The following is a 26,584-nucleotide window of genomic DNA, read 5'->3' as shown; positions in this document are numbered from 1 at the left end:
AAAATCGTCCAAGCGGACATTGATGAATCCACCTGAAAAACACAAAAATTCCGTCCATCCGTTTTACGAATGCATCACCTTCTTCAAAGCTAGCGCGGGTCTTTAGGGGGTGAGCCTCTGCCCTAAATCTGCCCTGTCAGCCGCTGCACCTTATCCGCCGGGGTGGGGGCAAAAAGGGAAAGCTGCTCCGGGGCGGAAAAGGCTTCCCCCTGCCAGCTTTGCAGGGAGGCGGCGTTTTGGGCAAAGCCCCGCTCGCTGATGGCCCCGGCTATTACCGCCGGGTTATCCATGGGCAGGGGAGAAATGCTTTTGCCCTTGCAGGTGATGAAGTACCGGGCGCGCTTGAGCACCACCCCCAGCTTTTTCAGGCCCTCAAAGTCAAGCTGGCAGTACCGCCGGGCCGACCGGATGCGCATGGCGCTTTTCACCCCGATGCCCGGCACCCGCAGCAGCATTTCATAGGGGGCCTTGTTTATTTCCAGGGGAAAATGCTCCATGTGGTTTACGGCCCAGTTGCATTTGGGATCTAAAAGGGGGTTGAAGTCCGGGTGGGCGTCGTCCAGGATTTCCCCGGCGGCAAAGCCATAAAACCGCAGGAGCCAGTCTGCCTGATAGAGCCTGTGCTCCCGCAGAAGGGGCGGGGGCGTGGAGCGGGCAGGCAGCAGGCTGCTGTTTTCCACCACAGGCATGTAGGCGGAAAAGAACACCCGCTTTAAGCTGTACTTTTTATAGAGGCCCTCGGTGAGGTTTAAAATCTGCCTGTCGCTTTCCGGCGTGGCCCCGATGATCATCTGGGTGGACTGCCCCGCAGGCACAAAGCGGGGCGCGCCCCTGTACACCGCCAGATCGTGGGCATTCTCCTGGATGCCGTCCCGTATCTGGCCCATGGGCTTTAAAATCTTCTCCTTGCTCTTTTGGGGGGCCAGCAGGGAAAGGCTTTTCTGGGAGGGCAGCTCAATGTTCACGCTCATGCGGTCGGCGTAAAACCCCAGCCGCTGGGTTAAAAGGGGATCTGCCCCGGGGATGGCCTTTACATGGACATACCCCCAGAACTTTTCCTTTTCCCGCAGCATCCGGAGGGTTTGCAGCATCAGCTCGCAGGTGTAATCTGGGTTTTTTACCACAGCAGAGCTTAAAAACAGGCCCTCAATATAGTTGCGGCGGTAAAACTCCATGGTGAGCCTGCACAGCTCCTCCGGGGTGAAGGTAGCCCGGGGGCTGTCCGCTGTGCGGCGGTTCACACAGTAGGCGCAGTCAAAGGCGCAGTCGTTGCTTAAAAGCACCTTTAAAAGGGAGATGCACCGCCCGTCTGCCGCAAAGCTGTGGCAGATGCCCGCCTTCACCGCGCTCCCCAGCCGCCCGGGCACTGCCGGCCTGTCCACCCCGCTGGAGGTGCAGGCCACGTCATACTTTGCCGCGTCTGTCAGCACCTCCAGCTTTTCCATCAGGTTCAAACGTCCTCTCCCCTTTCCTTCTGTTTTGGCTCCCCCATGGCTTCTGCTTCCCTGCCCGGACGGTGCATTTCTTCCTTTAAGGAAGAAATGTGCAGGGGCGAAGCCCCGCAAAACCGGCGCAGCCGGTTTCACCGTCCGGGGGGCTGCTGTTTATCGCGCTCCAGCCCCAAGGCCCGGCCCACGCTGTCTTTCCCGAACCGGGCGCGCAGAACGTCCACAGCCGTCTCCAGCTTTTCCCGGCGCTCTGTGCCATCCTCCTGGGAAAAAAGGCTGAGCTGGGCCTCCCCCGCGTCCACCAGATGCCCGGCCCGCAGGCCCAGCAGGCGCACAGCCCACCGCCTGTTTTCTTTGTGGTACAGGGCAAGGGCGGCCCGGTATAAGGACTGGGAGTCGCACACAGGGGCGGGAAGCTTCTGCTGGCGCTGGTACTCTTCAAAGTCCGCGCTGCGCACTGTAATCTGCACTTCTCCGGCCTTCAGGCTGTGCTTGCGCAGCCGGGCCGCCACAGTTTCCGCCAGATCCAGCAGGGTGCAGCGGATCTCGCTTTCTGTGGTGATATCCCGGGGCAGGGTGGTGCTGTTGCCGATGGACTTCACTTCTGTCTCCCCGTCCACAGCCGCCACCGGGGCATCGTCCAGGCCGTTGGCATATTTCCAAAGGGTATCCCCCAGCTTTCCCAGCATTTGGCGCATGGCAACAGGCTTCATGCGGGCAATGTCCCCGATGGTGTGCAGGCCGAACTTCCCCAGGGTTTTCGCCGTCTGAGGCCCCACAAACAGCAGATCCGTACAAGGCATTTTCCAGATAACCTCCTCCATGGCCTCCCTGCCGAACACTGTCACCGCATCGGGCTTTTTATAATCGCTTCCCAGCTTTGCGAACACCTTGTTGTAGGAAACCCCGATGGAAACCGTCAGTCCCAGCTCCTCCTTCACAGCCCGGCGGATGCTGTGGGCAATCTGCTCCCCGTCCCCGAAAAGGCTGCCGCTGCCGTACACGTCCAGCCAGCACTCGTCCAGGCTGAAGCTTTCCACCCGGTCGGTATAGCGGCTGTAAATCTCCTTGGCGAGCCTGGAGAAGCGGGCGTACCGCTCGTGATGGGGCGGCAGGATTTGCAGGCCCGGGCACTTGCGCTTTGCCTGCCAGATTGGCTCCGCTGTTTTCACGCCCTTTTCCTTTGCCAGCATGTTTTTGGCCAGGATAATCCCATGGCGGCTTTTCTCGTCCCCTGCCACTGCCATGGGCACGTCCCGGTACTGAGGCGCAAAGAGGCACTCCACAGAAGCATAGAAATTGTTCATATCCACGTGCAGAATCCCGTTTTCCATGGCCGCGCCCCTTTCATTTGCTTTCTACAGCCTTTATTATAGAACATATATTCTTAAAAAGCAAGGGTTTTCCGAAATTTTGTTCTCGCCTTGTTTCCCGCCGGGGAACCGGACAGGCCGGGGAAAAGTTCTTTCAAAATTTCACAAAAAGTGTTTGCGTTGCACCCCAACATATAGTATAATTGGGGCAAGGGAAGATCCCCTGAATTTCTTTTGTGAAGGAGTCATGTTTTATGTACTATCTTGGCATCGACCTTGGCGGCACCAACATCGCCGTGGGCATTGTAGATGAGGAAAATAAAATCATTGCCCGCGCCAACAGCAAGACCCAGACCGAAAACGCGGAGCAGGTGGCGGACGCCATGGCGGAAACAGCCCGCAAGGCTTTGGAAAGCGCCGGGCTGACCCTGGCAGACGTGCCCTGGATAGGGGTAGGCTCTCCCGGCACTATCAACAAATCCACCGGCATTATTGAATTTGCCAACAACCTGCCCTTTAAAAACACCCCCATGCAGGAAATGCTTTCCCAGCGCCTGGAGGGCAAGCAGGTACTGATGGAGAACGACGCCAACGCCGCAGCTTTCGGCGAGTACATGGCGGGCGCCCTGAAAGGCTCTGACAACGCTATTGCCATCACCTTGGGCACTGGCGTTGGCGGCGGCATTATCATCAACCACAAAATCTATTCCGGCAGCAACTTCGCCGGCGCCGAGCTGGGCCACACCGTTATCGTGGTGGACGGCCGCCCCTGCACCTGCGGGCGCCACGGCTGCTGGGAGACTTACGCTTCCGCTACCGGCCTTATCAAAACCACCAAAGAGCATATGGCGGACGCTCCTAAGGACTCCCCCCTGTGGACGCTGGCCGACGGCAGCATGGACAATGTAAACGGCCGCACCGCTTTTGACGCCATGCGCCAGGGCGATCCTGTGGGCAAGGAAATTGTGGACGAGTATATCCATTATTTCAGCGTGGGCCTTATTGACATGATCAACATCTTCCAGCCCGACATCCTCTGCGTGGGCGGCGGCATCAGCAACGAGGGCGAAACCCTGCTGGCCCCTGTGCGGGAGTATGTAGAGAAAGAGCAGTATGCCATGAATTCCACCAAAAAGACCACTATCTGCCGGGCAAAGCTGGGCAACGACGCAGGCATCATCGGCGCGGCCCTGCTGGGCAAGATGGAGGACTAAAATACTCCCATGCCTATTTCTGTAAAAACTTTTGGCACTTTGCCTGACGGCAGGGAGGCAAAGCTTTACATCCTGGAAGGCCCGAAGGGGCTTACTCTGGAAGCGACGGATTACGGCTGCCGCGTTCACCGCCTGTGGGTGGCGGACAAGCTTGGAACCCCGGGAGACGTGGTGCTGGGCCACCGCACCCTGCCCGAATATTTCGGGGCGAACTTTCAGGGGGCCGCGGTGGGCCGGTATGCCAACCGCATTGGGAACGCGCTGTTCCATCTGGAGGGGAAAGCTTATCCTTTAGCCAAAAATGATGGGGAAAATTCCCTGCATGGCGGCCCGGGAGGCTTTCACCAGGTGCTGTGGCAGGCCAAAGCCCAGGACGGGGAGGAGCCGCAAATCACTTTCTCTGCGGAAAGCCCGGAGGGAGAGGAGGGCTTCCCCGGCAGGCTTTCTGTGACGGTGGCTTACACCCTCACAAAGGACGGGGCGCTGCGCATGGAGTACAGCGGCACAGCAGACAAGCCCACGCCTTTTAACCCCACCAACCATTCCTTCTTTAACCTTTCCGGGAATCCCCAGGCGAAAATTTTTGACACCACCCTGCAAATCCATGCCGGGCAGGTGACAGAGGTAACAGACGATCTCATTCCCACAGGGACGCTTCTGCCTGTACAGGGCGGGCCGCTGGACTTTACTTCCCCCAAGCCTTTGGGCCAGGATATGTTCGCGGACGACCATCTGATCCAGGTGTGCGGCGGCTTTGACCACAATTTCTGCGTGGACGGGGAGGGCTTCCGGAAGCTTGCCGAGGCCTTTGAGCCGGAAAGCGGACGGGTGATGGAGGTGTGGTCGGACATGCCCGGCGTGCAGCTTTACACCTTTAACAAGGCGCCGGAGCCTTTAACCGGCAAGGACGGCAAGGCCATGGAGCCTCACACCGCCTTCTGCCTGGAAACCCAGTTCTATCCCGATTCCCCTAACCAGCCGGGCTTCCCCTTTGCCTTCTTAACCCCGGGAAAAGCTTTTGCTACCAAGACCGAATACCGTTTCTCCATACGGTAAATCCTTGTACTGTACCGGGCCGCCTGGGCGGCCCGGTTTTTCACAGCATGGAGGTGACATGATGAAACGCATAGCCGCTCTTTTGACATTGCTGCCCGCCCTGCTCTTTGCTGCCTGCGGCGGGAAAGATATCGCCCTCACTATCTACGTGCCCCCTGGCAGCGGGGAGGAGTTCGCCTATTCCCACGAGGAAATCTCCTCCGATGGGGGCAGCATTACCCTTTCCTGCGGGGAGGGGCTTGGGGACACAGAAGTGGCCCTGCTGCCTGTGGACGACACCCGGCCCCCAGAGCCTTTTTATCTCACCCCCGGGATGCCTGTCACTGTGGAGGTGGAAAAGGGCAAGTGGTATAAGGTGGGGGTGAGGATGGAAAACACCGGGGACAAGGATGCCAGCGTCTCTGTGCAGGTGCAGGGCGCAGTGGCGCGCATTGAATAACCCCCCTTGGAAAGGAGCCGGAACATGAAAAAAGAAAAGTCCTGCGGCGCCATTGTCTACCGGCAGCGCGATAGCTGGGTGGAGGTGCTGCTTATACGCCACAAAAACGGGGGCCACTGGGCCTTCCCCAAGGGCCACGTGGAAAAGCAGGAGACAGAGGAGGAGACTGCCCTGCGGGAAATCCGGGAGGAAACCGGGCTTACGGTGAAGCTGAACACCGCTTTCCGCCACATGGTCACCTACAGCCCCAAGCCGGGGGTTTTAAAGGATGTGATTTATTTTGCCGGGAAGGTTTCCGGCGGCGACCAGAAGGCCCAAGAAGAGGAGGTTACCGGCATGAAATGGGAAACCCCTCAGCAGGCCCTCGCCAGCGTCACCTATGAAAACGACCAGGAAACCCTCCGGGCCTTCCTGCGCTGGTGGGAAAGCCAGCCTTTGTAATACACCCCCGCTTCTGCCCCGCGCCCTGTGCGCGGGGCTTTTTTTGCCTTCCGCGGTTCCCGGTTCTAATCCCCCGGCCTGTCCCATAGATATAGACAGAACGGGAACAGGCGCACGAAGGTTTTTGGAGATTCGTAAGAAGTTTTTCCTTAAAAAAGGTTCTTACGCCGCCGGAGCCATGTACATCAAGAAAGGGGGAAGCCGCATGGATACCATGGGTTTTGACAGGATTGCCAGGGAACTGCCTGCCTACCGGGACAGGCTTTTGGGCGTGGAGGACAGCGTGAAGGCCCAGGCCTTTGACATACGCTTCTGCCTGGGCCAGCCGGTAAGCCTTTGCGGCAGGGACGGCATTTTCTTCCTCACAGAAGGGGGCGGCGCCACCCGGGCGCTGACAGGCGCTTTGCCCGCTGTGACGGCGGAAGAGCTGCAGGCGCTGTTTTTACAGGTGTGCGGGCACTCGGTGTTCAGCCACGAGGAGGAGATCCGCCAGGGCTATGTATCCTTTGGGGGCTTCTGCCGGGCCGGGCTGTGCGGCACGGCTGTGCTGGAAAACGGGAAAATCAAAACCCTGCGGGACATCACCACCCTGGTTTTCCGCATCCCCCGGGAGCGCCAGGGCTGCGGGGACAGGCTCTTTCTGGAAACCGGGGGGCTTACGGGCGGGGTGCTCATAGCCGGGGAGCCTTCCAGCGGCAAAACCACCCTTTTGCGGGACATTGCCCGGTCTTTGTCTTTGGGGAAATTCGCCCCGGCTAAACGGGTGGCGGTGCTGGATCAGCGGGGGGAAATCAGCGGGCCATGGGACTTAGGGCCATGCACCGACGTGCTTAGGGGCTGCCCCAAGGCGCTGGGGCTGGACATAGCCCTGCGGATGCTCTCCCCAGAGGTGGTGGTGTGCGACGAGCTGGCCCCTGAGGATTTCGCCCCCCTGCAAAAGGCGGCCTTTTCCGGGGTGACCCTTATCGCTTCTGTCCACGCCGCCCCGGGGGATCTGCTGCGCCGCCCGCTGTGCCGCCGGCTTTTGGGCACGGGGGCCTTTTCCCTGGCGGTAACTTTGGCGGGCCGCGGCCATCCGGGGGAAATTGCCGCCATAGAAAGCATGCAGGGCCTTACAAGCCCCTGCGCGGAGGATTCCAGATGAAGAAACACGAACATGCCGCAGCCGGGCGTACATGCCCCGGCTTCCGGATATGATGAAGCTTTTAGGCAGCGCTTTCCTGCTGCTGGGAGGCCTGCTCTGGGGCTTTTCCAAGGCCCGGGAGCTTTGGCAGCGGGAACGGCTGCTGGGGCAGTGGCAGCGGCTGATTGAATCCCTGAAAACCGGCGTAAGCTTTGCCGCCCGGCCTTTGGGGGATCTGATACGGGAGGACGGCTCTCCCTTCTGCCGGGAAGCCGCCGCCTCCCCCCTCTTTTCCCAGAACCCCCAGCAGGCCCTTTTGCAGGCGGGGAACCGGCTTTTGCCCCGGCAGGGGGACAAGGCCCTGTATCAGGGCTTTGCCCAAGGGCTGGGGGCAAGCGACGCCGCCGGGCAGCTTCGGCACCTGGAGCTGTATGCCTCCCTTGTGGGCCAGGCCCTGCTGGAGGCCCGGGAGGAGCGGGACAAGCGGAGCCGGCTTTACATCTGCCTGGGGCTTTTCGGCGGGCTGACCCTGTGCTTACTCTTGCTTTAGGGCATGCCCGCTCAAAGCCAAAGCATCCCGGGGAAAGGAAGGAACAGGAACGTGGAAGTAGACCTGATTTTTAAAATTGCGGCTATCGGCATTATTGTGGCGGTTTTAAACCAGCTTCTCATCCGCTCCGGCAGGGAGGAGCAGGCCATGATGACCACTTTGGCGGGGCTGATTGTGGTGCTGATGATGATAATTAACGAGATAAACGCCTTGTTCCAGGCCGTGAAGGCCATTTTTGACCTATGACCGCCTGGGCTGTCTGCGCCCTGTGCGCCGCGGCCTTTGGGGCTGTCCTGAAAAAAAACAACCGGGAGCTTTCCCTGCTGCTTACGGCGGGGGCGGCGGCGCTGCTGCTGCTCTCCGCTTTAGAGGGCCTTGCCCCCCTTGTTTCCCGGCTGGAGGACACAGCGGCGGCCCTGCCGGGGGAATATGGAAAAATCATGCTGAAGGCGGTGGGCATTGCTGTGACAGGGCAGTTTGCCAGCCACACCTGCAAGGACGCCGGGGAATCTGCCCTGGCCTTTGCCGTAGAGCTTTCCGCCAAGGCCGCCATCCTGGCGGCGGCCTTTCCCCTGATTACCCAGCTTTTGGGATATGTGGGGGAAATTCTGGGGGCATAGGCAGAGCGCTGGCACGCCCCGCAGCCCCTTTTAAAAGCAAGGAAAACATGTCTGGGGCTTCTAAAACAAAGGAAAGGAGGGGGCCGTCATGGAGCGAACCGCAAAAACAAAGCTGCTGGCTGCCGTCCTTTCCTGCCTGGTGATGTTTGTCCTTCTGGGGGCAGGCACAAAGGCCCAGGGTGCAGAGGCGGAAAGCCTGCCGGAGCAGATTGCGGAAAAAAGCGGCCTGACAGAAGCCATGGACAGCCTGGACAGGGGCACAAAGGCCCTGTTAAACCAATGGGGGGCAGATAATCTGGGGGAAGAGGGCCTGGATGGCGGGAGAATCTTTCAGGCCCTGTGCGCCCTGGTGCAGGAAAAGCTGACAGGCCCCTTAAAAGCCTGGGGGGCTGTTCTGGGCGTTCTGCTGCTGTGCCGCCTTGCCGGATGCATGGAGGAAGGCTCCCTCAGCCCTATGGTTCCTCTCATCGGGTGCCTGGCCTGCGCCGCCATAACCCTGCCTGCCATCCTGGCCCTGCTGGCCCAGTGCGCTGTTACGGCGGAAAGCGCCTCTGCCTTCCTCCTGGCCAGTATGCCCGCCTACGGGGCCTTGCTTGCCGCTTCCGGCAGCGTGGCGGCAGGCAGCGCCTACACCTTTCTCACCCTGGGGGCGGGCAGCGCCCTGCCCCTGCTTTCCTCCGGCCTGCTGCTGCCCCTGCTGCGGATATATCTGGCCCTGGCTGTTTCCTCCGGCGTTTCCGGCATGCCGGTGCAGAGGCTTTCCGCCAGCCTTTACAGCTTCATAAAGTGGATGCTGGTGCTGGCGGTTACCCTGTTTTCCGGCATCCTCTCCATCCAAACCATCCTTAACACCCACATAGACGCTGCCGCCGGAAAAACCGTGAAGCTGATTGCCTCCTCCGCCATCCCCATTGTGGGAGGGGCGCTGGGGGACGCGGTGGGGGCCATTCAGAGCAGCGTGCAGGTGGTGCGCTCCGGGGCCGGGGCCTTTGGGATGCTGGCGGCGCTGTGCATTTTCGCCCCGTCCATAATAGAGGCTTCCATCTGGGCCGGGGTGTGTACCATGGGGCAGATAGCTGGGGAGCTTTTTGGCGTTCCTGCTGCCGCCGGGCTTTTAGGCTCCTGCGCCTCGGCGGCAAAGCTGGTGCTGGCAGTGCTTGCAAGCCTTTGTGTGGTGTGCATCACCTGCGCGGGGGTGGTGCTGTTTGCGAAAGGAGGATAAGCGTATGAAAAACACAAAAGAAAGGAAAGATACCGGGTACAAAGCGCCGCCTTTTCATGGCTTTTTGTGCATATCCTGTATCCCGAAACGATTATGGCTCAAGTTTTAGAAGGGGCTTCCTGGCTGTGTACGGCCCTTATCGCCATTGGGGCCATAGGAAACCTGTGCCCCCAGGACAAAATGGTGCGCTTTGTCCAGTCCCTCATTGTCCTCACCCTGCTGGCCTCCATTGCCTCCTCCCTGCTCACTGCCCGGTGGGATTTTGCCCTGCCAAAGGCCCAGGCCCGGGAAACCGGGGCAGATCTGACGGCTTTTTTAAACAGCCAGTATGAGCAGGCCACAGAGGAGGAAGCGGAAGGGGCTGTGCGGGGCCTTTTGGGGGCCGCAGGGCTTTCCCCGAAAAAAATTCACGTAAGCATAACTAGTTCGGCGGATTCCGGCATAGTATTAGCGAAGGTAAGCGCGGCCTTTTCCTATCCGGCAGAGGCGGAGAGGGCCAGGGCGCTGCTGGGAAATGTGCTGGGGGACGGCGTGATACTTGAGGTAACAGCAGATGGATCTTAAAAAAGCGGGAGAATGGGTGAAAAAAGCCCTGCAAAAGGAAAACGCCCTGCGCTGGGCTGTGATTTTAGGCATATGCGGCATCGCTTTGCTGGCCCTATCAAGCCTTGATTTGCAAAAACCCCAGCCACAGGAGCAGCAGGCAGAGGAAGCAGAGGACGGCACTGCCTATGCCAGGGCGCTGGAGGCGGATTTGTCCCGGATTGTCACCGCCATCACCGGGGAGCACAGCCCCGCGGTGATGATAACCCTAGAAAACAGCGGCAGGCGGGTATTCGCCGCAGACAAGCGGGAAAGCGGGCAGCAGGGCGGGGATGGGGCCTGGGAAAAGGAATCGTCCCATGTGCTTGTGGAGGACGAAAGAGGCTCTCAGCGGCCCCTGACCGTTACGGAAACCCAGCCGAAAATTCAGGGAGTGGTGATTGTCAGCGCCAAGGCGGGGGATCCCGCTATCCGGGAAAAGCTGGTGAACGCCGCCAAAACCGCCCTGGGCGTGCCCTCCTCCCGGGTGTGCGTTACCTGCGGGGGGTGAGGGGATTTGGAGGAAAACATAAGCCACTGGCAAACATATAAAAACACACTGGAGGTATCAGCATGAAATTCGGCAGAAAGCAATTGGTTCTAGCGTCCCTGGTTCTGGCCCTGGGAGCAGCGGTCTATCTCAACTGGCAGTTTGCGGGCACCAACAAACTGCCTATTGGGGACGGGGAGGACACCAGCAGCCAGTTGGGCGCGGCCCAGCTTGTGAACAACGCCTACGTGGAAACCGTTACCGACGACCTGCAGGCCAAGGCTGGAACAGACATGTTCGCTGAGGCCCGCTTAAGCCGCCAGAACTCCCGGGACGAGGCCCTGGAGCTTTTAGACGGGGTGCTGGAGGATGTGGACGCGGACAGCGAGGCCAAGAAGGCCGCTGTGGAGGAGGCTTCCGCCATGGCCCAGAACATCCTCAAGGAGACAAATGTAGAAAGCCTCCTCAAGGCCAAGGGCTACGAGGAAAGCGTGGCCTACATCACAACGGAGGAGTGCAGCGTGGTGGTGGCCGGGGATTTGCAGGACAGCGACATGCTGATTGTGCAGGAAATCGTCATAGAGCAAACCGGCCTGACGGCAGAGAAAATCAAAATTATCGGTACAAAATAGAAACAGGGGAAATGGCTTTTATAGGAAACGCGGTTCCTATAAGATTGCCATTTCCCCTGTTTTTGGCGTTCCCCGCCTGCCCGCTAAATTTCCCGAAAAGATTAGAGTCTGTTTTAAAACCAGAGAAATGCCAGTATTTTTGTTCAGGGCAGGCGGTTTCAAGGCAAAAACCGCAAGAAATACTTTCGTATTTCGAGGATTTTTAACACAGAAACCGTTTGTCACTGGGCAAAAAGACGGCGTTTCGGAGTTTTAAAACAGACTCTAGGGCTGCGGCCTATTGGTACAGCTTCTTAAACCTGCTGGGCCGGGAGACTGTCCTCTAAAGGGCCAAAGGGCGGCTTTTGGGCTGAGATCACTTGGGTGACCGAGCAGGGCGGGCCGCTGTTCTGGGGGAACCAAAAACCGCCCAGGGCCACTGCCAGGGCGGCAAGAAGGAGCAGCACCAGCCGTCCTGTTTTCTGTTCCTTTTCTGTCATAAGGCTCCCTCCCGGCGCAGTTTTTCCAAAAATGCTTCGAACACTGGGGGCACCGGAGACGCAAACTCCATATAATTCCCTGTGGCGGGATGGAGGAAGCCGATTTTTCCCGCGTGCAGGCACTGGCCCTCCAGGGCTGTTATCACCTTTTTAGGGCCGTATACCGGATCCCCTGCCACAGGATGGCCCAGGCTTGCCATGTGGACGCGGATTTGGTGGGTGCGGCCAGTTTCCAGCCTTAAGCGCAGATAAGTAAAGCCTGGAAAGCGCTGCTCTACAAAATAGTGGGTGACCGCGTGGCGGGCAGAGGGGGAATCGGGCCGCACAGCCATTTTTTTCCTATCCGCCTGGTGCCTGCCCAGGGGCCTGTCCACTGTGCCTTCGTCCTCCTTCACCCTGCCATACACCACGGCCCTGTACTCCCGGGTGAGGCTGTGGGCCTGTATCTGGCTGGCTAAGGCCTGGTGGGCCTGGTCAGTTTTTGCCACCACCAGCAGGCCGCTGGTATCTTTGTCAATGCGGTGGACAATGCCGGGGCGCAGCACGCCGTTGATGCCGGAGAGGGAATCCCCGCAGTGGAAGAGCAGGGCATTTACCAGGGTTCCCCTCTCGCTGCCCGGGGCCGGGTGCACCACCATGCCTTTGGGCTTATTCACCACCAGCAGCTCCCCGTCCTCATACACCACGTCCAGCGGGATGTTTTCCGCCTCTGCCAAAAGGGGCTTTGGCTCTGGCAAAGACACCTCCAGCAGCGCGCCTGCCGGAAGCCGGGCGCTTTTTGCCAGGGGCTTCCCTTCCCGCGTTACAAGGCCCTCTGCTAGCAGGCGCTGCACCCCGGATCGGGTGACGCCCGGCAGGGCCTGGGCCAAAAGCTTGTCAAGCCTTTGCCCCTCTTCCTCCACTGTGACGAAAACCCTTTCCCCCACAGCTCAGCCCTCCCCGGCGGCTTCTTTTTCCGCTTTCTCCCGCCGGGCCGTTACCAGGTAATGGCAGAAAAAGCACACCACGCCAATGGTTACGCAGCAGTCTGCCACGTTGAAGATATAGGGAAAAAACAGCACATGGATGAAATCCACCACAAAGCCATGGGAAAACCTGTCTATGAGGTTTCCAAGCCCGCCTGCCAGCAGCAGCATGGCGGTGATATAGCTGAAAACTGTGTGCCCTTTATAAAACAGGAGGGCCAGCAGGATAAACACGCACACCACGGCTGTGCAGGCTACCACCAGCCAGATAAGCCCGTCGAAAAGGCCCATGGCCGCCGCGTAATTTTCTACATAGGAAAATTCCAGCAAGCCCGGGATGACCGCTACAGGGGGCTTACCCCGCAGGTTTTCCAGCACCATGGCCTTGGAAGCCTGATCCCCCCCTACCAGCAGGGCCGCGCCCAAAAGCACAGCCAGGGCTGCCCACCACTTTTTCTTCGTTTCTGCCACGCTTTCCTCCTTATTTCTTCCGCTTGCGCCCCTTGGCGTCCAGCTCTACCCCGTCGCCAAATTCCAGGTTGCTGTAATGGCTGCTCTTTTCCCGGCGCAGGGTTTCCGGAATGCTGCTGTAGGTTTGCAGGTCGATGCCCACGTCAGACAGATCCCCGGCCATATAGTCGCTTTCCGGCACAGAGGGCTGTAACTGCTCCTGGACATAGCTTACCCGGTCATGCAGCCCGGGGGCCTCCTCCGCCTCCTGCCGCTGGCGCTGGGCTTCCCGCTGCTGCTCAAGCTGCCGCTGGCGCTGGGCTTCCCGCTGCTGCTCAAGCTGCCGCTGGCGTTCCGCCTCCCGCTGCTGCTCTAACTGCCGCTGGCGTTCCGCTTCCCGCTGCTGCTCGAGCTGCCGCTGGCGTTCCGCTTCCCGCTGCCGTTCCAGCTCCCGCTGGCGCTGGATTTCCCGCTGCCGCTCCAGTTCCCTTTCTTCCTCCATCTGCCGCTTCTGCTGAGCCTGCCGCTCCTCTAACAGCCGCTGTTCCCGCTGTACCTCAGACTCCTCCTCCCGATGGCTTTCCTCTGTTTCCTTCAGACGGAAAGAGGGGATGTGGTCGATACACTCCAAATGCTTTTTATACATTTCCAAAAGGGACACCCGGAAGGTGGATACCTGCCGCTTGATTTCCTCCAGCTCCGCCTTTTTGGACTCTGCCTGGGCGGCATACTCCCCGGCGGTTTTAGACGCCTCTGTTTTGGCGTCATCCAGGATTTTTTCCGCCTCGTCCTTGGCGTCCTCCAGCATCAGGGAGGCCTTGTCCCGGGCCTGCTGCACAGCCTCCTTGCCCATGCGCTGGGCGCTGATGATGGCCTCTTTAATGCCGTCCTCGTCTGCCCGGTAGGACTCGATTTTCTGGGCCAGGATGGAGAGCTTTTTCTGCAGCTCCCCGTTTCTGGCGTTTAGATCTTCGATTTTCCCGGCAAGGGCCGCGTTCTGCTGGCTAAGCTCCTGAAGCTGCTGCCGGGCGGCGTCCCGCTCCTGCTCCAGTTCTGTGAAAGAAGCCGCCACCTCGTCAATAAAATTATCTACATCCTCCGGCTTATAGCCGGAAAAGCCGGCCTTTCCAAAGCTTACCTCGTTAATTTCCTTTACTGTCAGCATTGGTTCGGTATCCCCCTTATTCATATTTCCTGCATTGTACCGAAAGCCGGCCCTTTTGGGTTAAGGGTCCCAGCCGGTCTATAATATATTTCCCATGCCCCCGGATGGAGAGCACGTCCCCCTCCGCCACCCGGGCGCTGGGGCTGCAAATTTCACGATGGTTTACCTGCACCAGCCCCAGAACCACCATGGAGGCGGCTTTTTCCCGGCTGATGCGGGCGGCGAGGGCTGTGAGGCAGTCTAAGCGGCTGGAAGCCGCCACGCCTTTTATCTCCTTAAAGGTGTGGCCCACAGGCAAAGGCTCTTCCGCACCCAGCCGGGCCTTCACCCCCACCCGGCCTATTTTCGGAAGGTTCTCCGCGAAATAGGGCGCAAGCTCCGCCTTCACAAAGGCTACGCAGCGGCCCTCCCCGATGAGGATGTCCCCTACCACGCTGCGCTCCACCCCCAGGCCCAGCATGGCCCCCAGGAAGTCCCGGTGGCCGGGCTTGTCGGCGGGGCGGAAGGAGAAGGTTACCGCCTTTATGGGGAAGGCCTGGGCGTCTGCCTCCATATAATCCGGAAAAAGCCCCAGCATGGCGCGCTCCGCCTCCGGGAAGCCGCCCCAAAAGGCAAAGGAAACATCCCGCCTGCGGGAAAGGGCTTCTGAAAGGACTGCCCTGCCGCCCTCGTCCAGGAACCCTAAAAAGGCCGGACGGCCCCGGGCCTTGCGCAAACCATCCTCCAGCTTTCTCAAAAGCAAATCGGCATCGTATCCCACAGCCTGCCCCTAGAAATACATGCCGCTGCTTTCCAGCTCGTCCAGGATTTCGTCGCCGGAAATATCCACGTCATAGGGCGTGATGATAAAGGTGCTGGTGGCAACCCGCTGTATTTTCCCGTTGTTGGCATAGGCCACGCCGCTTAAAAAATCTACAATGCGCCTGGAAACGTCCTTCTCCGTCTTTTCCAGGTTCAGCACCACTGTGTGCCTGCGCAGAAGCTCGTCCGCAATGGTTTTGGCCTCCTCCCCAAAGGAAACCGGCCGGAACAGCACCACCTGGGGCCGCTGCTTTGCATGGAAATCCACCACCTTGCCTGTGTCCCGCCCGCTCCAGGAGGAGCTGGAACGGGTGGAAAAGGTGTCGAAGCCGTAGTCCGTACTGCTGCGCCTGGGTTCCCCGTAGGATCCGCCGCCGGAGGGCTGGGGATCCTCTTCCTCCTCCCCCTCCTCGTAGTAGTCGTCATATTCATATTCGTCATCCGGCGGATTCCACATCCGCTGCAATTTTTCTTTTAAGCCTGCCATATCAACCGCCACGGGGCGCGGGGCCTCTGCGGGGAAAGGCCTTTTCCCCTGCCGCCCGGCGCCGTTTCCTTTCTTCCGTATTTTTCACCCGGCCGTCTTTCCGCCGCTTCCCCTTTTTTCACACATACTGGCGCGCCCCGAACAGGGAAGAGCCTACCCGCACCATTGTGGCCCCGCAGGCCACAGCCAGGGGGAAGTCTGACGACATGCCCATGGAAAGGCTGTGCATATTAACATTATCCAATTTTTTAGCCGCTATGTCAACATAATATTTGCGCATGGCGGAAAAATAGCCCGATAATACAGTTTCTTTGTCACAAACAGGGGGAATTGCCATCAATCCGTTTACAGAAATGCCCGGAAATTCCCTGATTTGGTCGATAAACCCGTATAAGGCGTCGGGGTCCACCCCGCCCTTCTGCTCCTCCCGCCCGATGTTCACCTGCACCAGCACCTTGGTTACAAGGCCCTGGGCGGCGCTGAGCCGGGCGATTTCCCTGGCAAGCTTCACGCTGTCCACCGACTGGATGCAGCTTACCTTTCCTATCAGGTATTTCACTTTGTTGGTTTGCAGCCGCCCGATAAACTGCAGGTCGCAGGCCTCCCTTTCCAGTGCGCCATACTTGTCCAGAAGCTCCTGCACCCGGTTTTCCCCGATGTGGAAAAGCCCCTGGGAGAGGGCGTACCGGATGGTTTCCACAGGAACGGTTTTGGTGGCTGCCAGCAGGGACACTTCCCGGGGATCCCGCCCGGCCTTTTCCGCTGCCCGGGCTATTTCCTCCCCCACCCTCTTAAAATTCTCATCAAAGCTTCTCATGGCTTCTGTTGCCAGGCTTCCCACACGAATCCTCCCTTTCTCCCGGGCAGGGGCTAACGCACCACTTTCCCGTCATACAAATCTGTCCCGCTCACAACCACCTGGTCGTAAAGCTGTACGGTCTGGTCTGTGACCATGCTTTTCTTTTCCTCGTCTGTCAGGTTTGTGCGGCACACGGCATAGCCGTTCACGTCCTTTTCCGTGAAAACCTGCACAAACCGCAGCCGCCCCGCATACTGGACATACACGCCTTTTACGTTTTCCCGCACCTTGGTAACCGTGTTCCCGTTTTCGTCCGTCTCCGTATACTCTACGTCCTCAAAGCGCAAGGCCCGCTCGCTGACCAGCACACCTTCATAGGTTTTCACGCTGATATGCACCATTTCGTTTCGCACAGCGGCCAAGTCCGCGTCCATGTAGGCGCATTCAAACACCACCGCCGTTTCCCCTGTGTTGGGATCCCGGTTTTTCGCCGCAACCCGGGCCGGGATAGTCTCGGCGCTTGCAAAGGGGATGTCCAGGGTGACGGCGTCCACCCCTTCAAACTTCACCATCTCATCGTCCGGTATGACGCATACCAGCTTCCAGGTGAAATCGGCGCAGATTTTCCCGATGGATCCCGCCGGGGCGCTCCAGGGGCCTTGCTGCTCTAAAAGCTTCTTTGCCTGGGAAACTGTGATGTTCTGCACCTTGTCCGGCTCCATCACGCTTTCCAGGCCGTCCACGCTGTCAATAAAATATCCGGCCCTGGGGGCTTCTACCACGCCCACTGCCCGGCTTCCCCTTGCTTCCAGGGCGGCAAGCTCGCTTTCCAGGGCTTCCACCCGCTCTTCATAGTCCTCCGCGCTTTCTTCCCCGGCAATCACCTGCTTGCGGCTCAGGGCGTTTTGCAGGGAATCCTTAAGCCTGCCTATCTCGGAAAAGTTGTTCTGCCGGATTTCCCCGGAAATATCCCCCAGGGCGTTATAAATCTGCGCGCCAATCATGGCGGGGTTTGACACAAAAAGATCCGAGGGCTTTGCAAGCTGCCGGAGGCTTTCGATTTCCCGGTTCAGGCTGTCTATCCTGTTCTGGGCGGCGGCGTCGTTTTCGCTTTGGTACACCTCCGCAATCACCCCGCCCTGGGACACCCTTGTGCCGCTGGCCACCCGGTAATTGAGCACGCCGCTGAAGCTTTCCTCCAGCACCTCCTCGTCCCGGATGGCAAAGCCCTGGGCCTGGAGGGTGTCCGACACCTGGCCCCGCATGGCAGGCTCTGTTACAATCCCGTCCTGGGTGAAGGAATCTGCCTGTCGGTTTACAAAATAAAATCCCACATAGAGGAGAATCAGAATGGCTATGCTGGCAGCCGCCATAGAGCGCACCTGCTTCTGGTTCAAAAGGCCCCGCCTCCTTCCTGCTTCCACGCTTCCGCCATTCCTATGGCCTTTAAAAGGGCTTCCTCCGGCGCAAGGCCGTCCAGGTAAAGGGGCCGCGCCCCAGGCTCCCGGGCAAACCAGGTGATCTGCCTTTTGGCATAGCGGCGGCTTTCCTGCTTTATCCGCTCCACTGCCTCCGAAAGGGGAACCTCCCCCTGGAAATAGGGGAAAAGCTCTTTATAGCCAATAGCCTGGGCCGCGGTGGGCGGGGGATCCATTTGCCGGCAGCGGCGGAAAAAGGCTTCTGCCTCCTCTAGAAGGCCCGCTTCCAGCATGGCGTCCACCCGCCGGTTTATCCTGTCGTATAAAAGCTGCCTGTCTTTGTAAACCGGGCAGATCAGCAGCGCCCGGTAAGGGCTTTCCGCCTGGCGGGAACGGGCTGCCTGCCGGGAGAAAGGCTCCCCTGTTAAAAGGCAGTATTCCAGCGCCCGCAGCACCCGCTTCACGTTGCGGGGGTGTATCTCCCGGGCGGCGTCCGGGTCTAAGGCCGCAAGCCGCCTGTGGGTTTCCTCCGGGCCGTCTTCTTGGGCCTCCTCCAAAAGCCTTGCCCGCAGGGCCTCATTCCTGGCTCCTTCCTCAAAAGAAAAGCCGTTTAGAAGGGATCGCACATAAAGCCCGGTGCCCCCCACCAGAAGGGGCAAGCGCCCCCGGCCCGCAATATCCGCAATGGCTTTTCCCGCAAGCCCTACATAATCGGAAACGCTGAAGGGCTTTTCCACCTCCAGAAAGCCCACCAGATGGTGGGGGGCCTGGGCCTGCTCCGCGGGAGTGGGCTGGGCGGTGCCGATGGGCAGGCCCTTATACACCTGCATGGAATCGCAGGAGACGATTTCCCCTTGGAAGCGCCTGGCAAGCCCAATTCCCAAGGCTGTTTTCCCTGTGGCGGTAGGCCCGGCCACTGCCACTACAGAAAGCTTTTTGTCCATCTGCTTGCCTCCTTTCCAGAGCATGCATATCCCCTGCATTACACCCGCCCGAACTGCTTTTCAATCTCCCGCCGGGGCAGCAGCACATACACCGGCCTGCCATGGGGGCAGTAGCGCACCTGGGGGTTCTCCTCCAACTGGCGGCACAGGGCCGCAAGCTCCTCCGGGTGGGTTACGTCCCCGGCCTTGATGGCGGCCCGGCAGGCCACGTTGTGGTATACCCAGTCCATGTGCTGGGTGGTGAGGGTGGCTTTCTGCTGGGCCAGATACCCCGCAATCTCCATCAGCGCCGCTGCCCCGTCCCCGCCGTCCAGCAGCAGGGGCACAGCCCGCACCAGCACTGTGCCCGGGCCGAAATCCTCCACCTCAAAGCCTGCTTCCCGCAGCCTGGAAAGGTTTGCCGTTACAGCGCTGTACTCCTCCTTCTCCAGGCTGACAGGCACCGGCTCCAGCAGGGCCTGGGCCTCCCCGTTTGGCCCCTGGGCCTTCAGCCTTTCGTAAATCAGCCGCTCGTGGGCCGCGTGCTTGTCAATGAGCATCAGGGCCTGGGGGCTGTGCTCCACCAGGATATAGGTGCCAAAGGCCTCCCCTATGATTTTCCCATGGAAGGGCTGATCTCCCAGCAGAGAGGGGGCTTCCCCCTGTTCCTCTGTCTGGGCCGCTTCCAGGGGGAGGGGGGCAAAAACAGGCCGGGGGCTTTCCTCCAGGGGGATTTCCGGCAAGGGAAGGGGCGCGGCTTCTGCCTGGGGGGATTCTGCCGCCGGGCGGTTTTCCAGGGCATTTTCTACCAGCGGGGTGAAGCCCTCCGGTTCCCTTTTCACAGCGGGAAGCTTTCCCTCCCCATATGTCCGGCCCAGCCGGGGCACGCTGATTTCCGGCTCCGGTTCCGGCAAAAGGGAGGGCGGCGCTTCCGGCTCCGTCTGGACAGTCGGCGTTTCCGCCGGGACGGGCTGCTCCGGCGCGGAATCCTTTAAAAACAGGGGGCGGCCCGGCTCTTCCTCCAATCCTCCCGAAGGGCTGATACTGGTGATGGGCACCACCTTCCGGGGGGGCATTTCATAGCTGCGGGACTGGTTTAACCCCATCACCTTGGGGGAGTCCCCTTCCCGCAGGGCAGACTTCACCCCGTAATACACCGCGTCAAACACAGGCTGCTCGTTTGCAAAGCGTATTTCCATTTTCGCCGGGTGGACGTTTACATCCACCGTTTCCTTTCCCAGCTCCAGGTGTAAAGCGCAGGCCGGGAACTTCCCCGCCATTACGGCCCCCTTACAGGCCTCCTCCAGGGCCACAGAGGCAGTGCGGCTGCGGATATACCGCCCGTTGATGAAAAAATTCTGCATGGATCGGTTGGCCCGGCTGGCAGCGGGTTTGCTGATAAAGCCCTTTACCCCCACGCCCTGCAGGCTATAAGAAACGGGGATGAGGGAGGCGGAAAACTCCTTGCCGTATACCGCGTACAGCGCGGAGGAAAGCTTCCCGTCCCCCGGGGTGTGGAGCACCTCTTTGCCGTCCCGGATGTAGCGGAAGGAAATTTCTGGGTGGGACAGGGCGATTTTATCTAAAATGCCCGCAATGGCGTTGCCCTCCGTCACATCCTTTTTCAAAAACTTCATCCGGGCCGGGGTGTTGAAAAACAGATCCCGCACAGTGATGGTGGTGCCCTGGGGGCAGCCCGCCTCCTCTGTCTCCGGGTGCAGCCCGTCCAGGCAGCTATAGCGCAGGCCCAATTCCGCGTCTTTTGTGCGGGTGAGCATTTCAATGCGGCTTACCGCCGAAATGGCGGCTAAAGCCTCCCCCCGAAAGCCCAGGGTGCCGATGGCGTCCAGGTCTGCCTCTGTGACAATTTTGCTGGTGGCGTGGCGCAAAAAGGCTGTGGGCACCTGCTCCGGCGGGATGCCGCAGCCGTTGTCCGTCACCCGCATATAGGTTCTGCCTCCCCGCTGGGTTTCCACCGTCACCACAGCGGAACCGGCATCAATGGCGTTTTCCACCAGCTCTTTTATCACAGAGGAGGGCCGTTCCACCACCTCCCCGGCGGCAATCAGCTCTGCCACCTGCCTGTTGAGCACTTGAATTTCGGGCATGTCCCCGCCTGCCTTTCTAAAAATAGGGCGAAAGCCTGCCTGCAAGCAGGCCTCTCTTTATTCTGTGATTTTCCGGTACAGCCGGGCGGGGCTTTCCTCCCCGTCTCCCTGGGCCATGCAGAAAAACTCCCAGCCGTACCGCTCGTAGAAGCTGTTGTGGTCTGTCAAAAGGTACAGGGTATTGACCCCTAAAGAGGCCATGTCCCGGCACACCGTTTCCAGCAGCGCCCCGGCAATGCCCTTCCCCCTGTAAGCCTCCTCTGTATATACGGCGCACACGTTGGGGGCTAAATCCTTGCGGTTGTGGAAGTCGTTTTCAATAACCCCCAGCCCGCCTATTATTGCCCCGTTTTCCAGCGCCGCATACCACTGGGGCACCGGGGACGCGCCTTTTAAGCAGTCCTCCATGCTCTCCCGGTAGGCGGCTTCGTCTATGCCCCATTTATCATGGAACCACCGGGCCGCCCTGTTTAGCAGGCCCGAGTTCTCCCGGAGCTTTTGAATTTCAAACATAGCTTTCCCTTCTTTATCCTTTGGCTGGCGGCTTCCAAGGAGGCGGGCACAAAAGTGTGGTGCGGCCCACGTCCGGCAAAACGTCGTAAATAGAGCACCCCATGCGGTCTTCAAAATATTCCTTTATTTCAAAGGTGCGGTTCCACCTGTCCACGCTGTTTTCCCATATGCCATAGCGCCTTGCCACGTCGATAAAGCGCTTTTCCAGGATGCAGAAGCCATAGTCCGCGGCAAGGCTGTCGCAAAGCTGGATAAGCCAGTCGTACGGGCCGCACCGGCACCCAAGGATGTATTCCTTGACGCGGGCTTCCTCTACACTTTCCGTCTCCTTGTCAAATTCTTTTTCCATGAGAGGGTAGGAATGGGTCATGCAGATTTTCGCCGCCTCCTCCCAGCCCTTATCCATGGTGTAGCGGTACCCCTCGTACACGTGCCTGGGGATATTCACCACTCCCACCCTGCGGCCGATGTCGTGGAGCAGGCCCAGGATATAGGCTTTTTCCCCGTCAAGCCCCGCCTTTTCCCCAATGTTCCGGGCGGCGACGCCTACGTTTACAGAGTGCTTTGTCCAGGGTCCGGGGTTCATCACCCCCGCAAGCTCCAGTTCCTTTTCAGCGGTTTCCCTGTTTGGCAGCATATTGTGCCCTCCTTCCCGTTGTTCTTAGCCTCAGCCCTTCACCGCCCTGGTGGCCCAGAAGGTGGGGATGTTGTGTTCGTGGAGAATCCCTTCCCCGTTTGTGTCCTCGTACACATGGGTGAGTGTGAGGCCCGCTTCCAACTGGCCCCCAATCTGCTCCTCTAAGGTGTGGGAAAACTGCATGCCGTCGTTTTCCGCTTCCAACTGCGCCCGCTGTTCCGGGTTTGCCACCGGGTCAAAGGGGAAAACGCACAGCTTGTCCCGGCTGTTCTCATCCAGGAACATGAAGTTTACGCCGTTGTCAAGGCCCGAAAGCAGCGCCCCGCCGGGGGCTAAAACACGGAAGCACTCTTTAAAAATGGGCTTTACCTCCCGCACGTAGCAGTTGGAAACAGGGTGGAAGACAAGGTCAAACTCCCCGTCAGAAAAGGGCAGGGGCTTTGTCATGTCCCCCCTGATGATGCGGATCTCATATCCCTCCCGCTGTGCCACCATGCGCTCGCTTTCAATCTGCCTGGGGGAGTAATCCAGCACTGTGCAGTCTGCCCCCAGGGCGGCGAAAATGGGCATCTGCTGGCCCCCGCCGCTGGCTAACCCCAGCACCTTTTTCCCCTTTAAATCCCCCAGCCATTCATGGGGCACAGGCTTTGTGGGGGTGAGCAGCACGTCCCACTTGCCGGCCCTGGCATTTTCATAGGCCTCGTGGGTGACAGGCTTTCCCCACTCCCAGCCTTCCTCCACCCAACTGTCAATGGTGCGGGCGTTGATGTCCTGATAGCTTTCCATTTCGCCTCTCCTTTCCCCAGGGCGTGTTCACATAAGGGTCTGCAAGCCGCCTAGCGCAGCATTTTCCGCAGCTCAAACAGGATGTTCATGCACTCAATGGGGGTGAGTGCGTTTACGTCGATGGCCTGAAGCCTTGTAATTACCCGGCTTTCCGGGGAGTCCATGGTAAGCTGCACAGGCTCTTCCTTCGGCGGCAGTCCGGGCTGCCGTCCCGCCTGGGGCAGGCTTCCCTTTTCAAGCTGGGCCAAAACCTCCTTGGCGCGCCCCAGCACCTTGTCCGGCACCCCGGCAAGCTTTGCCACCTCAATGCCAAAGCTGTCGTCCGCCCCGCCGGGGATAATCCGCCGCAGGAAGGTGATGTCGTCCCCCCGCTTTTTCACCGCCACGTTGAAGTTTTTCACCCCGGGCAGCTCGTCGGCCATGGCGGTCAGCTCATGGTAATGGGTGGCAAAAAGGGTTTTTGCCCCCACCTGCTTTGTGTCGTGGACATATTCCAGCACAGCCCTTGCAATGCTCATGCCGTCAAAGGTGGAGGTGCCCCGGCCGATTTCATCGAACACCACTAAAGAGTTTTTCCCGGCGCTTTTGAGGATCTGCGCCACCTCCGCCATCTCCAGCATAAAGGTGGACTGCCCGGCGGAAAGGTCGTCGGAAGCCCCCACCCGGGTGTAAATCCCGTCTACAATGCCGATTTCCGCCTTGGAGGCCGGCACAAAGCAGCCTATCTGGGCCAGTATCGCGGTGATGGCAATCTGCCGCATATAGGTGGATTTTCCCGCCATGTTGGGCCCAGTGAGAATTTGCACCCGATTGTCCCCCATATCCATGTCCACGTCGTTGGGCACAAAGGGCCTGTCCCTTAAAAGGGCCTCCACCACTGGGTGGCGGCTGTCCTTGAGATAGATTTTCCCGCTGAGGTTTACTGTGGGCCGGGTGTAGTCTCGGGCGGCGGACACCGCCGCAAAAGAGCACAGCACGTCCAGCACGGCAATGGCTCCGGCGGCTGCCTGGATATAGGGCAGCGCCCGGGCAAGATACCGCCGCAGGTATTCAAAAGCCCGGCTTTCCAGCTCCAGCGCCCTGTCCTGGGCGCCCAGAATACGGGCTTCCAGTTCTTTCAGCTCCTGGGTGACGTACCGCTCCCCGTTTGACAAGGTCTGCTTGCGAATATAGTCTGCCGGGGCCATGTTCTTATAAGAGTTTGACACCTCTATGTAATAGCCGAAAACCCGGTTATACCCGGTTTTCAGCTTGGGGATGCCTGTGCGTTCCCGCTCCCGGGCCTCCAGCGCCGCCAGAAGCTCCCTGCCCCCGTCCCTGTCCCGGCGCACCTCGTCCAGCTCCGGCTCAAAGCCCGGGCGGATGGTGCCCCCGTCCCGGATGGAGAGGGGCGGCTCGTCCACCAGGGCCTTGTCCAGAAGGGCGGGCACGTCCTCTAAGGGATCGATTTCCCTGTCCAGGGTTTGCAGCAGGGTGGCCTGGGCCTCTTTCAGCACTGCCTTGATTCCCGGCAGCCGCTTTAAGGCCTCCCCCACAGCCTTTAGTTCCCGGGCGTTTGCCGAGCCATACACCACCCGGGTCATAATGCGCTCCAGGTCGTGGATGCCGCCAAGCTTCTCCGTTAAATCGTCTAAAAAGGGCGGGTTTTGCACCAGCTCCTCCACCGCGTTCTGCCGCAGGGTGATTTGGGCCGGGCTTAAAAGGGGCTGGGTTACCCACTGGCGGATAAGCCGCTTGCCCATGGCGGTTCTTGTCTTGTCCAGCACCCATAGAAGGGATCCCCGGCGCTCTTTGCCCCTCATGGTTTCCGTCAGCTCCAGGTTCCGCTGATCCATCAGGGACAGGGCCATAAACGCGCCGTCCTCCATCAGCTCCAGCCGGTTCATGCGCTCCCTGCCGCTCATTTTGTTGTGCTCCAGATAGGAAAAAAACGCAAAAAGGGCCAGCACTGCCAGGGGCCTGCCAGTGAGGCCCAGTTCCGGCAGGGTGCGGTTCCCTAAAAGGGAGACGACGGCTTTTTCCGCCCGCTCCTGGTTTTCATACAGCGCCGGCGGCGCTTTCTCCCCCGCGCCGCCGCTGCGCTCCCGGATAAACCGGGTAAGCTCCTCCCAGGCGGCGGCTTCCGGGTCTAAGAGGATTTCCCGGGGGGCATACCGCCCCAGCCGGTTTGTAACGGCCCCCAGAAGCTGGGCTTTGTGGGGCAGGTTTAGCTGGGCCGCGTATAGCTGCCCGGTGGAAACGTCCCCCATAGCAATGCCCACAGCCCCCGGGCGGTATACCAGGGAGCAGATATAGTTATTCCGGGATTCATCCAGCATACTGCTTTCCACCACTGTGCCCGGGGTCACCACCCGCACAATGTCCCGCTTCACAATGCCCTTGGCAGCCTTGGGATCCTCCATCTGCTCGCAGATGGCAACCTTATAGCCCTTTTCCAGCAGCCGGGCGATGTATCCCTCCGCGCTGTGGAAGGGCACGCCGCACATGGGGGCAAAGTCCCCGTTGCCGCAGGCCCTTTTGGTCAGCACCAGATCCAGCTCCCGGGAAACCCGCTCGGCGTCGTCAAAAAACATTTCGTAAAAATCCCCAAGGCGAAAGAAAAGTATCTCGCCGGGATACTTTTCCTTGGTTTCCATATACTGCTTCATCATGGGGGAATATTCCATAGCCTTTTACCCCTTCCCTGTCTTTCCTGAAACGCTCCGCTTAGTGGCAGCTTCCCCCGCAGGAGGAGCAGTCCCCGCTGCAACTGGCCGCGTCATAGTCGCAGGTTTCCGGGTTTTCCCCATCGGCGCACAGGCCGATGATGCCGGTAATCCGCTGCAGGAGGGCGTCGAATTCCACCTTGGAGTCGTTATACGCCTGCATGTGGCCGTTTTCCATAATCAAGGCGTAAGCCGCCCGGAACTCCCCGTTAAGCCGCTGGAGGGTTTCCTCATCGCGGTCGTCCTTCTGGGCCTCGTTGTTGATGGCCATGCGCTTTAAGTTAAACTCCCCGATGGCCTTCTGCAGGCCCTCGTCCTCGTCGCAGGCCTGCTGGGCCGCCCGCATTTTAATATAGCTTTCCTCGGCCTGCAGCTGCTTGCCCAGCTCCCGGGTGATTTCGATGATATCCATGTTTTGTGTCCTCCCTATGAATTTTTTCTTTCATTTCTCGGTTTTTTTAAACCACTGCCCTGCTTTTTCCCGCAGCAGGGGCTTGTGGGGGGTGATATCGCTTTTGCCCTCAATCTGGCAGAAAAAGACGCCCTCTGAAAACGTGATGCCCATGTGCCCGCACCAGTGCTCGATGGTGCCCAAAATGTGCTCGCACTCCATGGGCCGCACCCCGGTGCGCAGGGCGATGCCATAGCACCGCTTGCCCGCCCGCAGCCGGGGACCGTCCGGGTCGGGGTTGGTGTCGCTGTAGGGGGTGCAGCGGTCGATAAAGGACTTGCACACCCCAGGCACGTCCGCCCAATAGGAGGGGGCGGCCAGCACCAGCACGTCCGCGGCTTCCACCTTGTCCATCAAAGCCCTCATGTCGTCCTGCACCACGCAGGCCCTGATTTTATAGCAGGCCTTGCACCCCTTGCAGTACCGGATGTCCCAGTCCCCCAGGCACACAAGCTCTGTTTCGGCTTCCTTGGGCGCCGCCTCCTGCAAGGTCTTGAGTATCTCTTGGGTGGCCCCATAATTTTTCGGGCTCAGGTTCAGCAGCAATATCCGCATAATTTCCTCCTTTTACTCGTCTAAGCTTACGATTACGTTCCCGTTTCTGTCCAGCAAAGGGGTGACGCAGGTGGGCCCGGTGCTGGGCGAGCAGGTGCATAAATACTGCACGCCGGTCTCCCGGTCCTCCACCACCTTCAAAATGCCCCAGGCAAAGCTCTCACTGGAAACCTCATCAAACCGCTTTCCTTTTCCAAACACAGCCATTTCCT

General features: G+C 59.6%; 31 protein-coding genes. 12 read left to right on the top strand and 19 right to left on the bottom strand.

Features of this window, described 5'->3' with window-relative positions; all coding sequences use genetic code 11:
* Positions 1–122: 122 nt before the first annotated feature.
* Both VSQ30_RS04390 and dinB read right to left on the bottom strand, forming a co-directional pair.
* A complete protein-coding gene (locus tag VSQ30_RS04390; RefSeq protein ID WP_334462286.1) occupies positions 123–1,454 on the bottom strand; it encodes a putative DNA modification/repair radical SAM protein in 1,332 nt (443 codons plus the stop codon).
* Between the two features lie 128 nt (positions 1,455–1,582).
* Positions 1,583–2,782 carry a DNA polymerase IV gene (dinB, locus tag VSQ30_RS04385; RefSeq protein ID WP_334462285.1) on the bottom strand — a complete coding sequence of 400 codons (1,200 nt, stop codon included), beginning with the start codon at positions 2,780–2,782 and terminating at the stop codon, positions 1,583–1,585.
* Between the two features lie 233 nt (positions 2,783–3,015).
* Here dinB and VSQ30_RS04380 point away from each other — a divergent pair, with 233 nt between their 5' ends.
* The 12 genes from VSQ30_RS04380 (at position 3,016) to VSQ30_RS04325 (ending at position 11,130) form a co-directional block, all read left to right on the top strand.
* Complete coding sequence (locus VSQ30_RS04380) at positions 3,016–3,975, top strand: ROK family protein (protein ID WP_334462282.1); 960 nt, start codon at positions 3,016–3,018, stop codon at positions 3,973–3,975.
* 9 nt (positions 3,976–3,984) lie between these two features.
* Positions 3,985–5,031: an aldose epimerase family protein gene (locus tag VSQ30_RS04375; protein ID WP_334462279.1), complete on the top strand. Its 1,047-nt coding sequence runs from the start codon at positions 3,985–3,987 to the stop codon at positions 5,029–5,031.
* Positions 5,032–5,089: 58 nt separating this feature from the next.
* Entirely contained in the window at positions 5,090–5,470 is a 381-nt protein-coding gene (locus VSQ30_RS04370; protein ID WP_334462277.1) for a hypothetical protein, read from the top strand.
* 24 nt (positions 5,471–5,494) lie between these two features.
* The gene (locus VSQ30_RS04365) at positions 5,495–5,911 is read left to right on the top strand and encodes a bis(5'-nucleosyl)-tetraphosphatase (protein ID WP_160643077.1); all 417 of its coding nucleotides are present in this window, start codon (positions 5,495–5,497) and stop codon (positions 5,909–5,911) included.
* Positions 5,912–6,116: 205 nt separating this feature from the next.
* Entirely contained in the window at positions 6,117–7,055 is a 939-nt protein-coding gene (locus VSQ30_RS04360) for an AAA ATPase domain-containing protein (RefSeq protein ID WP_334462273.1), read from the top strand.
* Between the two features lie 31 nt (positions 7,056–7,086).
* Positions 7,087–7,584 (top strand): stage III sporulation protein AB, encoded by a 498-nt coding sequence (locus VSQ30_RS04355; protein WP_334462270.1) that lies wholly within the window; start codon positions 7,087–7,089, stop codon positions 7,582–7,584.
* A gap of 51 nt (positions 7,585–7,635) precedes the next feature.
* A complete protein-coding gene (gene spoIIIAC, locus VSQ30_RS04350) occupies positions 7,636–7,830 on the top strand; it encodes a stage III sporulation protein AC (protein WP_160643074.1) in 195 nt (64 codons plus the stop codon).
* Complete coding sequence (locus VSQ30_RS04345; protein WP_160643073.1) at positions 7,827–8,204, top strand: stage III sporulation AC/AD family protein; 378 nt, start codon at positions 7,827–7,829, stop codon at positions 8,202–8,204. Before spoIIIAC ends, VSQ30_RS04345 begins: the two co-directional genes overlap by 4 nt.
* A gap of 88 nt (positions 8,205–8,292) precedes the next feature.
* Positions 8,293–9,426, top strand: a complete 1,134-nt coding sequence (locus VSQ30_RS04340; RefSeq protein WP_334462264.1) for a stage III sporulation protein AE — start codon at positions 8,293–8,295, stop codon at positions 9,424–9,426.
* Between the two features lie 93 nt (positions 9,427–9,519).
* Complete coding sequence (locus tag VSQ30_RS04335) at positions 9,520–9,990, top strand: hypothetical protein (protein WP_334462262.1); 471 nt, start codon at positions 9,520–9,522, stop codon at positions 9,988–9,990.
* Positions 9,980–10,519 (top strand): SpoIIIAG-related protein, encoded by a 540-nt coding sequence (locus tag VSQ30_RS04330; RefSeq protein ID WP_334462260.1) that lies wholly within the window; start codon positions 9,980–9,982, stop codon positions 10,517–10,519. The genes VSQ30_RS04335 and VSQ30_RS04330 overlap by 11 nt, the downstream gene beginning before the upstream one ends.
* Positions 10,520–10,581: 62 nt before the next feature.
* Entirely contained in the window at positions 10,582–11,130 is a 549-nt protein-coding gene (locus tag VSQ30_RS04325; protein WP_160643069.1) for a SpoIIIAH-like family protein, read from the top strand.
* A gap of 293 nt (positions 11,131–11,423) precedes the next feature.
* On the opposite strand, the gene VSQ30_RS04320 is transcribed toward VSQ30_RS04325, so the two are convergent.
* The 17 genes from VSQ30_RS04320 to VSQ30_RS04240 all read right to left on the bottom strand — a co-directional run bounded on the left by VSQ30_RS04320 (position 11,424) and on the right by VSQ30_RS04240 (position 26,573).
* On the bottom strand, positions 11,424–11,609 hold the full coding sequence (locus VSQ30_RS04320) for a hypothetical protein (RefSeq protein WP_334462258.1): 186 nt from the start codon (positions 11,607–11,609) through the stop codon (positions 11,424–11,426).
* Positions 11,606–12,535, bottom strand: coding sequence for an RluA family pseudouridine synthase (locus VSQ30_RS04315; RefSeq protein WP_334462256.1), 930 nt, complete (start codon positions 12,533–12,535; stop codon positions 11,606–11,608). Before VSQ30_RS04315 ends, VSQ30_RS04320 begins: the two co-directional genes overlap by 4 nt.
* 3 nt (positions 12,536–12,538) lie before the next feature.
* The gene (gene lspA / locus VSQ30_RS04310; RefSeq protein WP_334462254.1) at positions 12,539–13,045 is read right to left on the bottom strand and encodes a signal peptidase II; all 507 of its coding nucleotides are present in this window, start codon (positions 13,043–13,045) and stop codon (positions 12,539–12,541) included.
* A 10-nt stretch (positions 13,046–13,055) separates the two neighbouring features.
* Positions 13,056–14,189 carry a DivIVA domain-containing protein gene (locus VSQ30_RS04305; protein ID WP_334462252.1) on the bottom strand — a complete coding sequence of 378 codons (1,134 nt, stop codon included), beginning with the start codon at positions 14,187–14,189 and terminating at the stop codon, positions 13,056–13,058.
* Between the two features lie 16 nt (positions 14,190–14,205).
* Complete coding sequence (locus tag VSQ30_RS04300; protein ID WP_160643064.1) at positions 14,206–14,949, bottom strand: YlmH/Sll1252 family protein; 744 nt, start codon at positions 14,947–14,949, stop codon at positions 14,206–14,208.
* A 9-nt stretch (positions 14,950–14,958) separates the two neighbouring features.
* Positions 14,959–15,477, bottom strand: a complete 519-nt coding sequence (locus VSQ30_RS04295) for a cell division protein SepF (RefSeq protein ID WP_160643087.1) — start codon at positions 15,475–15,477, stop codon at positions 14,959–14,961.
* Between the two features lie 118 nt (positions 15,478–15,595).
* Positions 15,596–16,318 carry a YggS family pyridoxal phosphate-dependent enzyme gene (locus VSQ30_RS04290; RefSeq protein WP_334462249.1) on the bottom strand — a complete coding sequence of 241 codons (723 nt, stop codon included), beginning with the start codon at positions 16,316–16,318 and terminating at the stop codon, positions 15,596–15,598.
* Positions 16,319–16,347: 29 nt separating this feature from the next.
* Positions 16,348–17,673 (bottom strand): biotin/lipoyl attachment domain-containing protein, encoded by a 1,326-nt coding sequence (locus tag VSQ30_RS04285; protein ID WP_160643063.1) that lies wholly within the window; start codon positions 17,671–17,673, stop codon positions 16,348–16,350.
* Entirely contained in the window at positions 17,670–18,638 is a 969-nt protein-coding gene (gene miaA, locus VSQ30_RS04280; RefSeq protein WP_334462247.1) for a tRNA (adenosine(37)-N6)-dimethylallyltransferase MiaA, read from the bottom strand. The genes VSQ30_RS04285 and miaA overlap by 4 nt, the downstream gene beginning before the upstream one ends.
* Before the next feature lie 38 nt (positions 18,639–18,676).
* Complete coding sequence (gene mutL, locus VSQ30_RS04275; protein WP_334462245.1) at positions 18,677–20,725, bottom strand: DNA mismatch repair endonuclease MutL; 2,049 nt, start codon at positions 20,723–20,725, stop codon at positions 18,677–18,679.
* 57 nt (positions 20,726–20,782) lie between these two features.
* Positions 20,783–21,238, bottom strand: a complete 456-nt coding sequence (locus VSQ30_RS04270; protein WP_334462244.1) for a GNAT family N-acetyltransferase — start codon at positions 21,236–21,238, stop codon at positions 20,783–20,785.
* A 13-nt stretch (positions 21,239–21,251) separates the two neighbouring features.
* Positions 21,252–21,875, bottom strand: a complete 624-nt coding sequence (locus VSQ30_RS04265; protein WP_334462242.1) for an HD domain-containing protein — start codon at positions 21,873–21,875, stop codon at positions 21,252–21,254.
* Between the two features lie 30 nt (positions 21,876–21,905).
* On the bottom strand, positions 21,906–22,661 hold the full coding sequence (locus VSQ30_RS04260; RefSeq protein ID WP_334462240.1) for a class I SAM-dependent methyltransferase: 756 nt from the start codon (positions 22,659–22,661) through the stop codon (positions 21,906–21,908).
* A gap of 50 nt (positions 22,662–22,711) precedes the next feature.
* Entirely contained in the window at positions 22,712–25,327 is a 2,616-nt protein-coding gene (mutS, locus tag VSQ30_RS04255) for a DNA mismatch repair protein MutS (RefSeq protein WP_334462238.1), read from the bottom strand.
* Positions 25,328–25,367: 40 nt separating this feature from the next.
* The gene (locus VSQ30_RS04250; RefSeq protein ID WP_334462237.1) at positions 25,368–25,778 is read right to left on the bottom strand and encodes a YlbF/YmcA family competence regulator; all 411 of its coding nucleotides are present in this window, start codon (positions 25,776–25,778) and stop codon (positions 25,368–25,370) included.
* A gap of 30 nt (positions 25,779–25,808) precedes the next feature.
* Entirely contained in the window at positions 25,809–26,372 is a 564-nt protein-coding gene (locus VSQ30_RS04245) for a flavodoxin family protein (protein WP_334462235.1), read from the bottom strand.
* Between the two features lie 12 nt (positions 26,373–26,384).
* Positions 26,385–26,573 (bottom strand): DUF6440 family protein, encoded by a 189-nt coding sequence (locus tag VSQ30_RS04240; RefSeq protein ID WP_334462234.1) that lies wholly within the window; start codon positions 26,571–26,573, stop codon positions 26,385–26,387.
* Positions 26,574–26,584: the final 11 nt, after the last annotated feature.

The organism is Acutalibacter sp. JLR.KK004 (assembly GCF_036941085.1).
In the GTDB taxonomy this organism is placed as follows: domain Bacteria; phylum Bacillota; class Clostridia; order Oscillospirales; family Acutalibacteraceae; genus Acutalibacter.
This window is presented reverse-complemented; position numbering and strand designations above follow the sequence as displayed.

Bases quoted from the DNA above. Each gene is read 5' to 3' on its own strand.
- VSQ30_RS04245 (WP_334462235.1), bottom strand. From the start codon at position 26,372: ATGCGGATATTGCTGCTGAACCTGAGCCCGAAAAATTATGGGGCCACC.
- VSQ30_RS04320 (WP_334462258.1), bottom strand. From the start codon at position 11,609: ATGACAGAAAAGGAACAGAAAACAGGACGGCTGGTGCTGCTCCTTCTT.
- VSQ30_RS04325 (WP_160643069.1), top strand. From the start codon at position 10,582: ATGAAATTCGGCAGAAAGCAATTGGTTCTAGCGTCCCTGGTTCTGGCC.
- VSQ30_RS04380 (WP_334462282.1), top strand. From the start codon at position 3,016: ATGTACTATCTTGGCATCGACCTTGGCGGCACCAACATCGCCGTGGGC.
- VSQ30_RS04365 (WP_160643077.1), top strand. From the start codon at position 5,495: ATGAAAAAAGAAAAGTCCTGCGGCGCCATTGTCTACCGGCAGCGCGAT.
- VSQ30_RS04265 (WP_334462242.1), bottom strand. From the start codon at position 21,875: ATGCTGCCAAACAGGGAAACCGCTGAAAAGGAACTGGAGCTTGCGGGG.
- mutS (WP_334462238.1), bottom strand. From the start codon at position 25,327: ATGGAATATTCCCCCATGATGAAGCAGTATATGGAAACCAAGGAAAAG.
- VSQ30_RS04345 (WP_160643073.1), top strand. From the start codon at position 7,827: ATGACCGCCTGGGCTGTCTGCGCCCTGTGCGCCGCGGCCTTTGGGGCT.
- VSQ30_RS04360 (WP_334462273.1), top strand. From the start codon at position 6,117: ATGGATACCATGGGTTTTGACAGGATTGCCAGGGAACTGCCTGCCTAC.
- VSQ30_RS04335 (WP_334462262.1), top strand. From the start codon at position 9,520: ATGGCTCAAGTTTTAGAAGGGGCTTCCTGGCTGTGTACGGCCCTTATC.
- VSQ30_RS04250 (WP_334462237.1), bottom strand. From the start codon at position 25,778: ATGGATATCATCGAAATCACCCGGGAGCTGGGCAAGCAGCTGCAGGCC.
- VSQ30_RS04340 (WP_334462264.1), top strand. From the start codon at position 8,293: ATGGAGCGAACCGCAAAAACAAAGCTGCTGGCTGCCGTCCTTTCCTGC.
- mutL (WP_334462245.1), bottom strand. From the start codon at position 20,725: ATGCCCGAAATTCAAGTGCTCAACAGGCAGGTGGCAGAGCTGATTGCC.
- VSQ30_RS04355 (WP_334462270.1), top strand. From the start codon at position 7,087: ATGCCCCGGCTTCCGGATATGATGAAGCTTTTAGGCAGCGCTTTCCTG.
- dinB (WP_334462285.1), bottom strand. From the start codon at position 2,782: ATGGAAAACGGGATTCTGCACGTGGATATGAACAATTTCTATGCTTCT.
- VSQ30_RS04295 (WP_160643087.1), bottom strand. From the start codon at position 15,477: ATGGCAGGCTTAAAAGAAAAATTGCAGCGGATGTGGAATCCGCCGGAT.
- VSQ30_RS04305 (WP_334462252.1), bottom strand. From the start codon at position 14,189: ATGCTGACAGTAAAGGAAATTAACGAGGTAAGCTTTGGAAAGGCCGGC.
- miaA (WP_334462247.1), bottom strand. From the start codon at position 18,638: ATGGACAAAAAGCTTTCTGTAGTGGCAGTGGCCGGGCCTACCGCCACA.
- VSQ30_RS04270 (WP_334462244.1), bottom strand. From the start codon at position 21,238: ATGTTTGAAATTCAAAAGCTCCGGGAGAACTCGGGCCTGCTAAACAGG.
- VSQ30_RS04375 (WP_334462279.1), top strand. From the start codon at position 3,985: ATGCCTATTTCTGTAAAAACTTTTGGCACTTTGCCTGACGGCAGGGAG.
- VSQ30_RS04260 (WP_334462240.1), bottom strand. From the start codon at position 22,661: ATGGAAAGCTATCAGGACATCAACGCCCGCACCATTGACAGTTGGGTG.
- VSQ30_RS04330 (WP_334462260.1), top strand. From the start codon at position 9,980: ATGGATCTTAAAAAAGCGGGAGAATGGGTGAAAAAAGCCCTGCAAAAG.
- VSQ30_RS04370 (WP_334462277.1), top strand. From the start codon at position 5,090: ATGATGAAACGCATAGCCGCTCTTTTGACATTGCTGCCCGCCCTGCTC.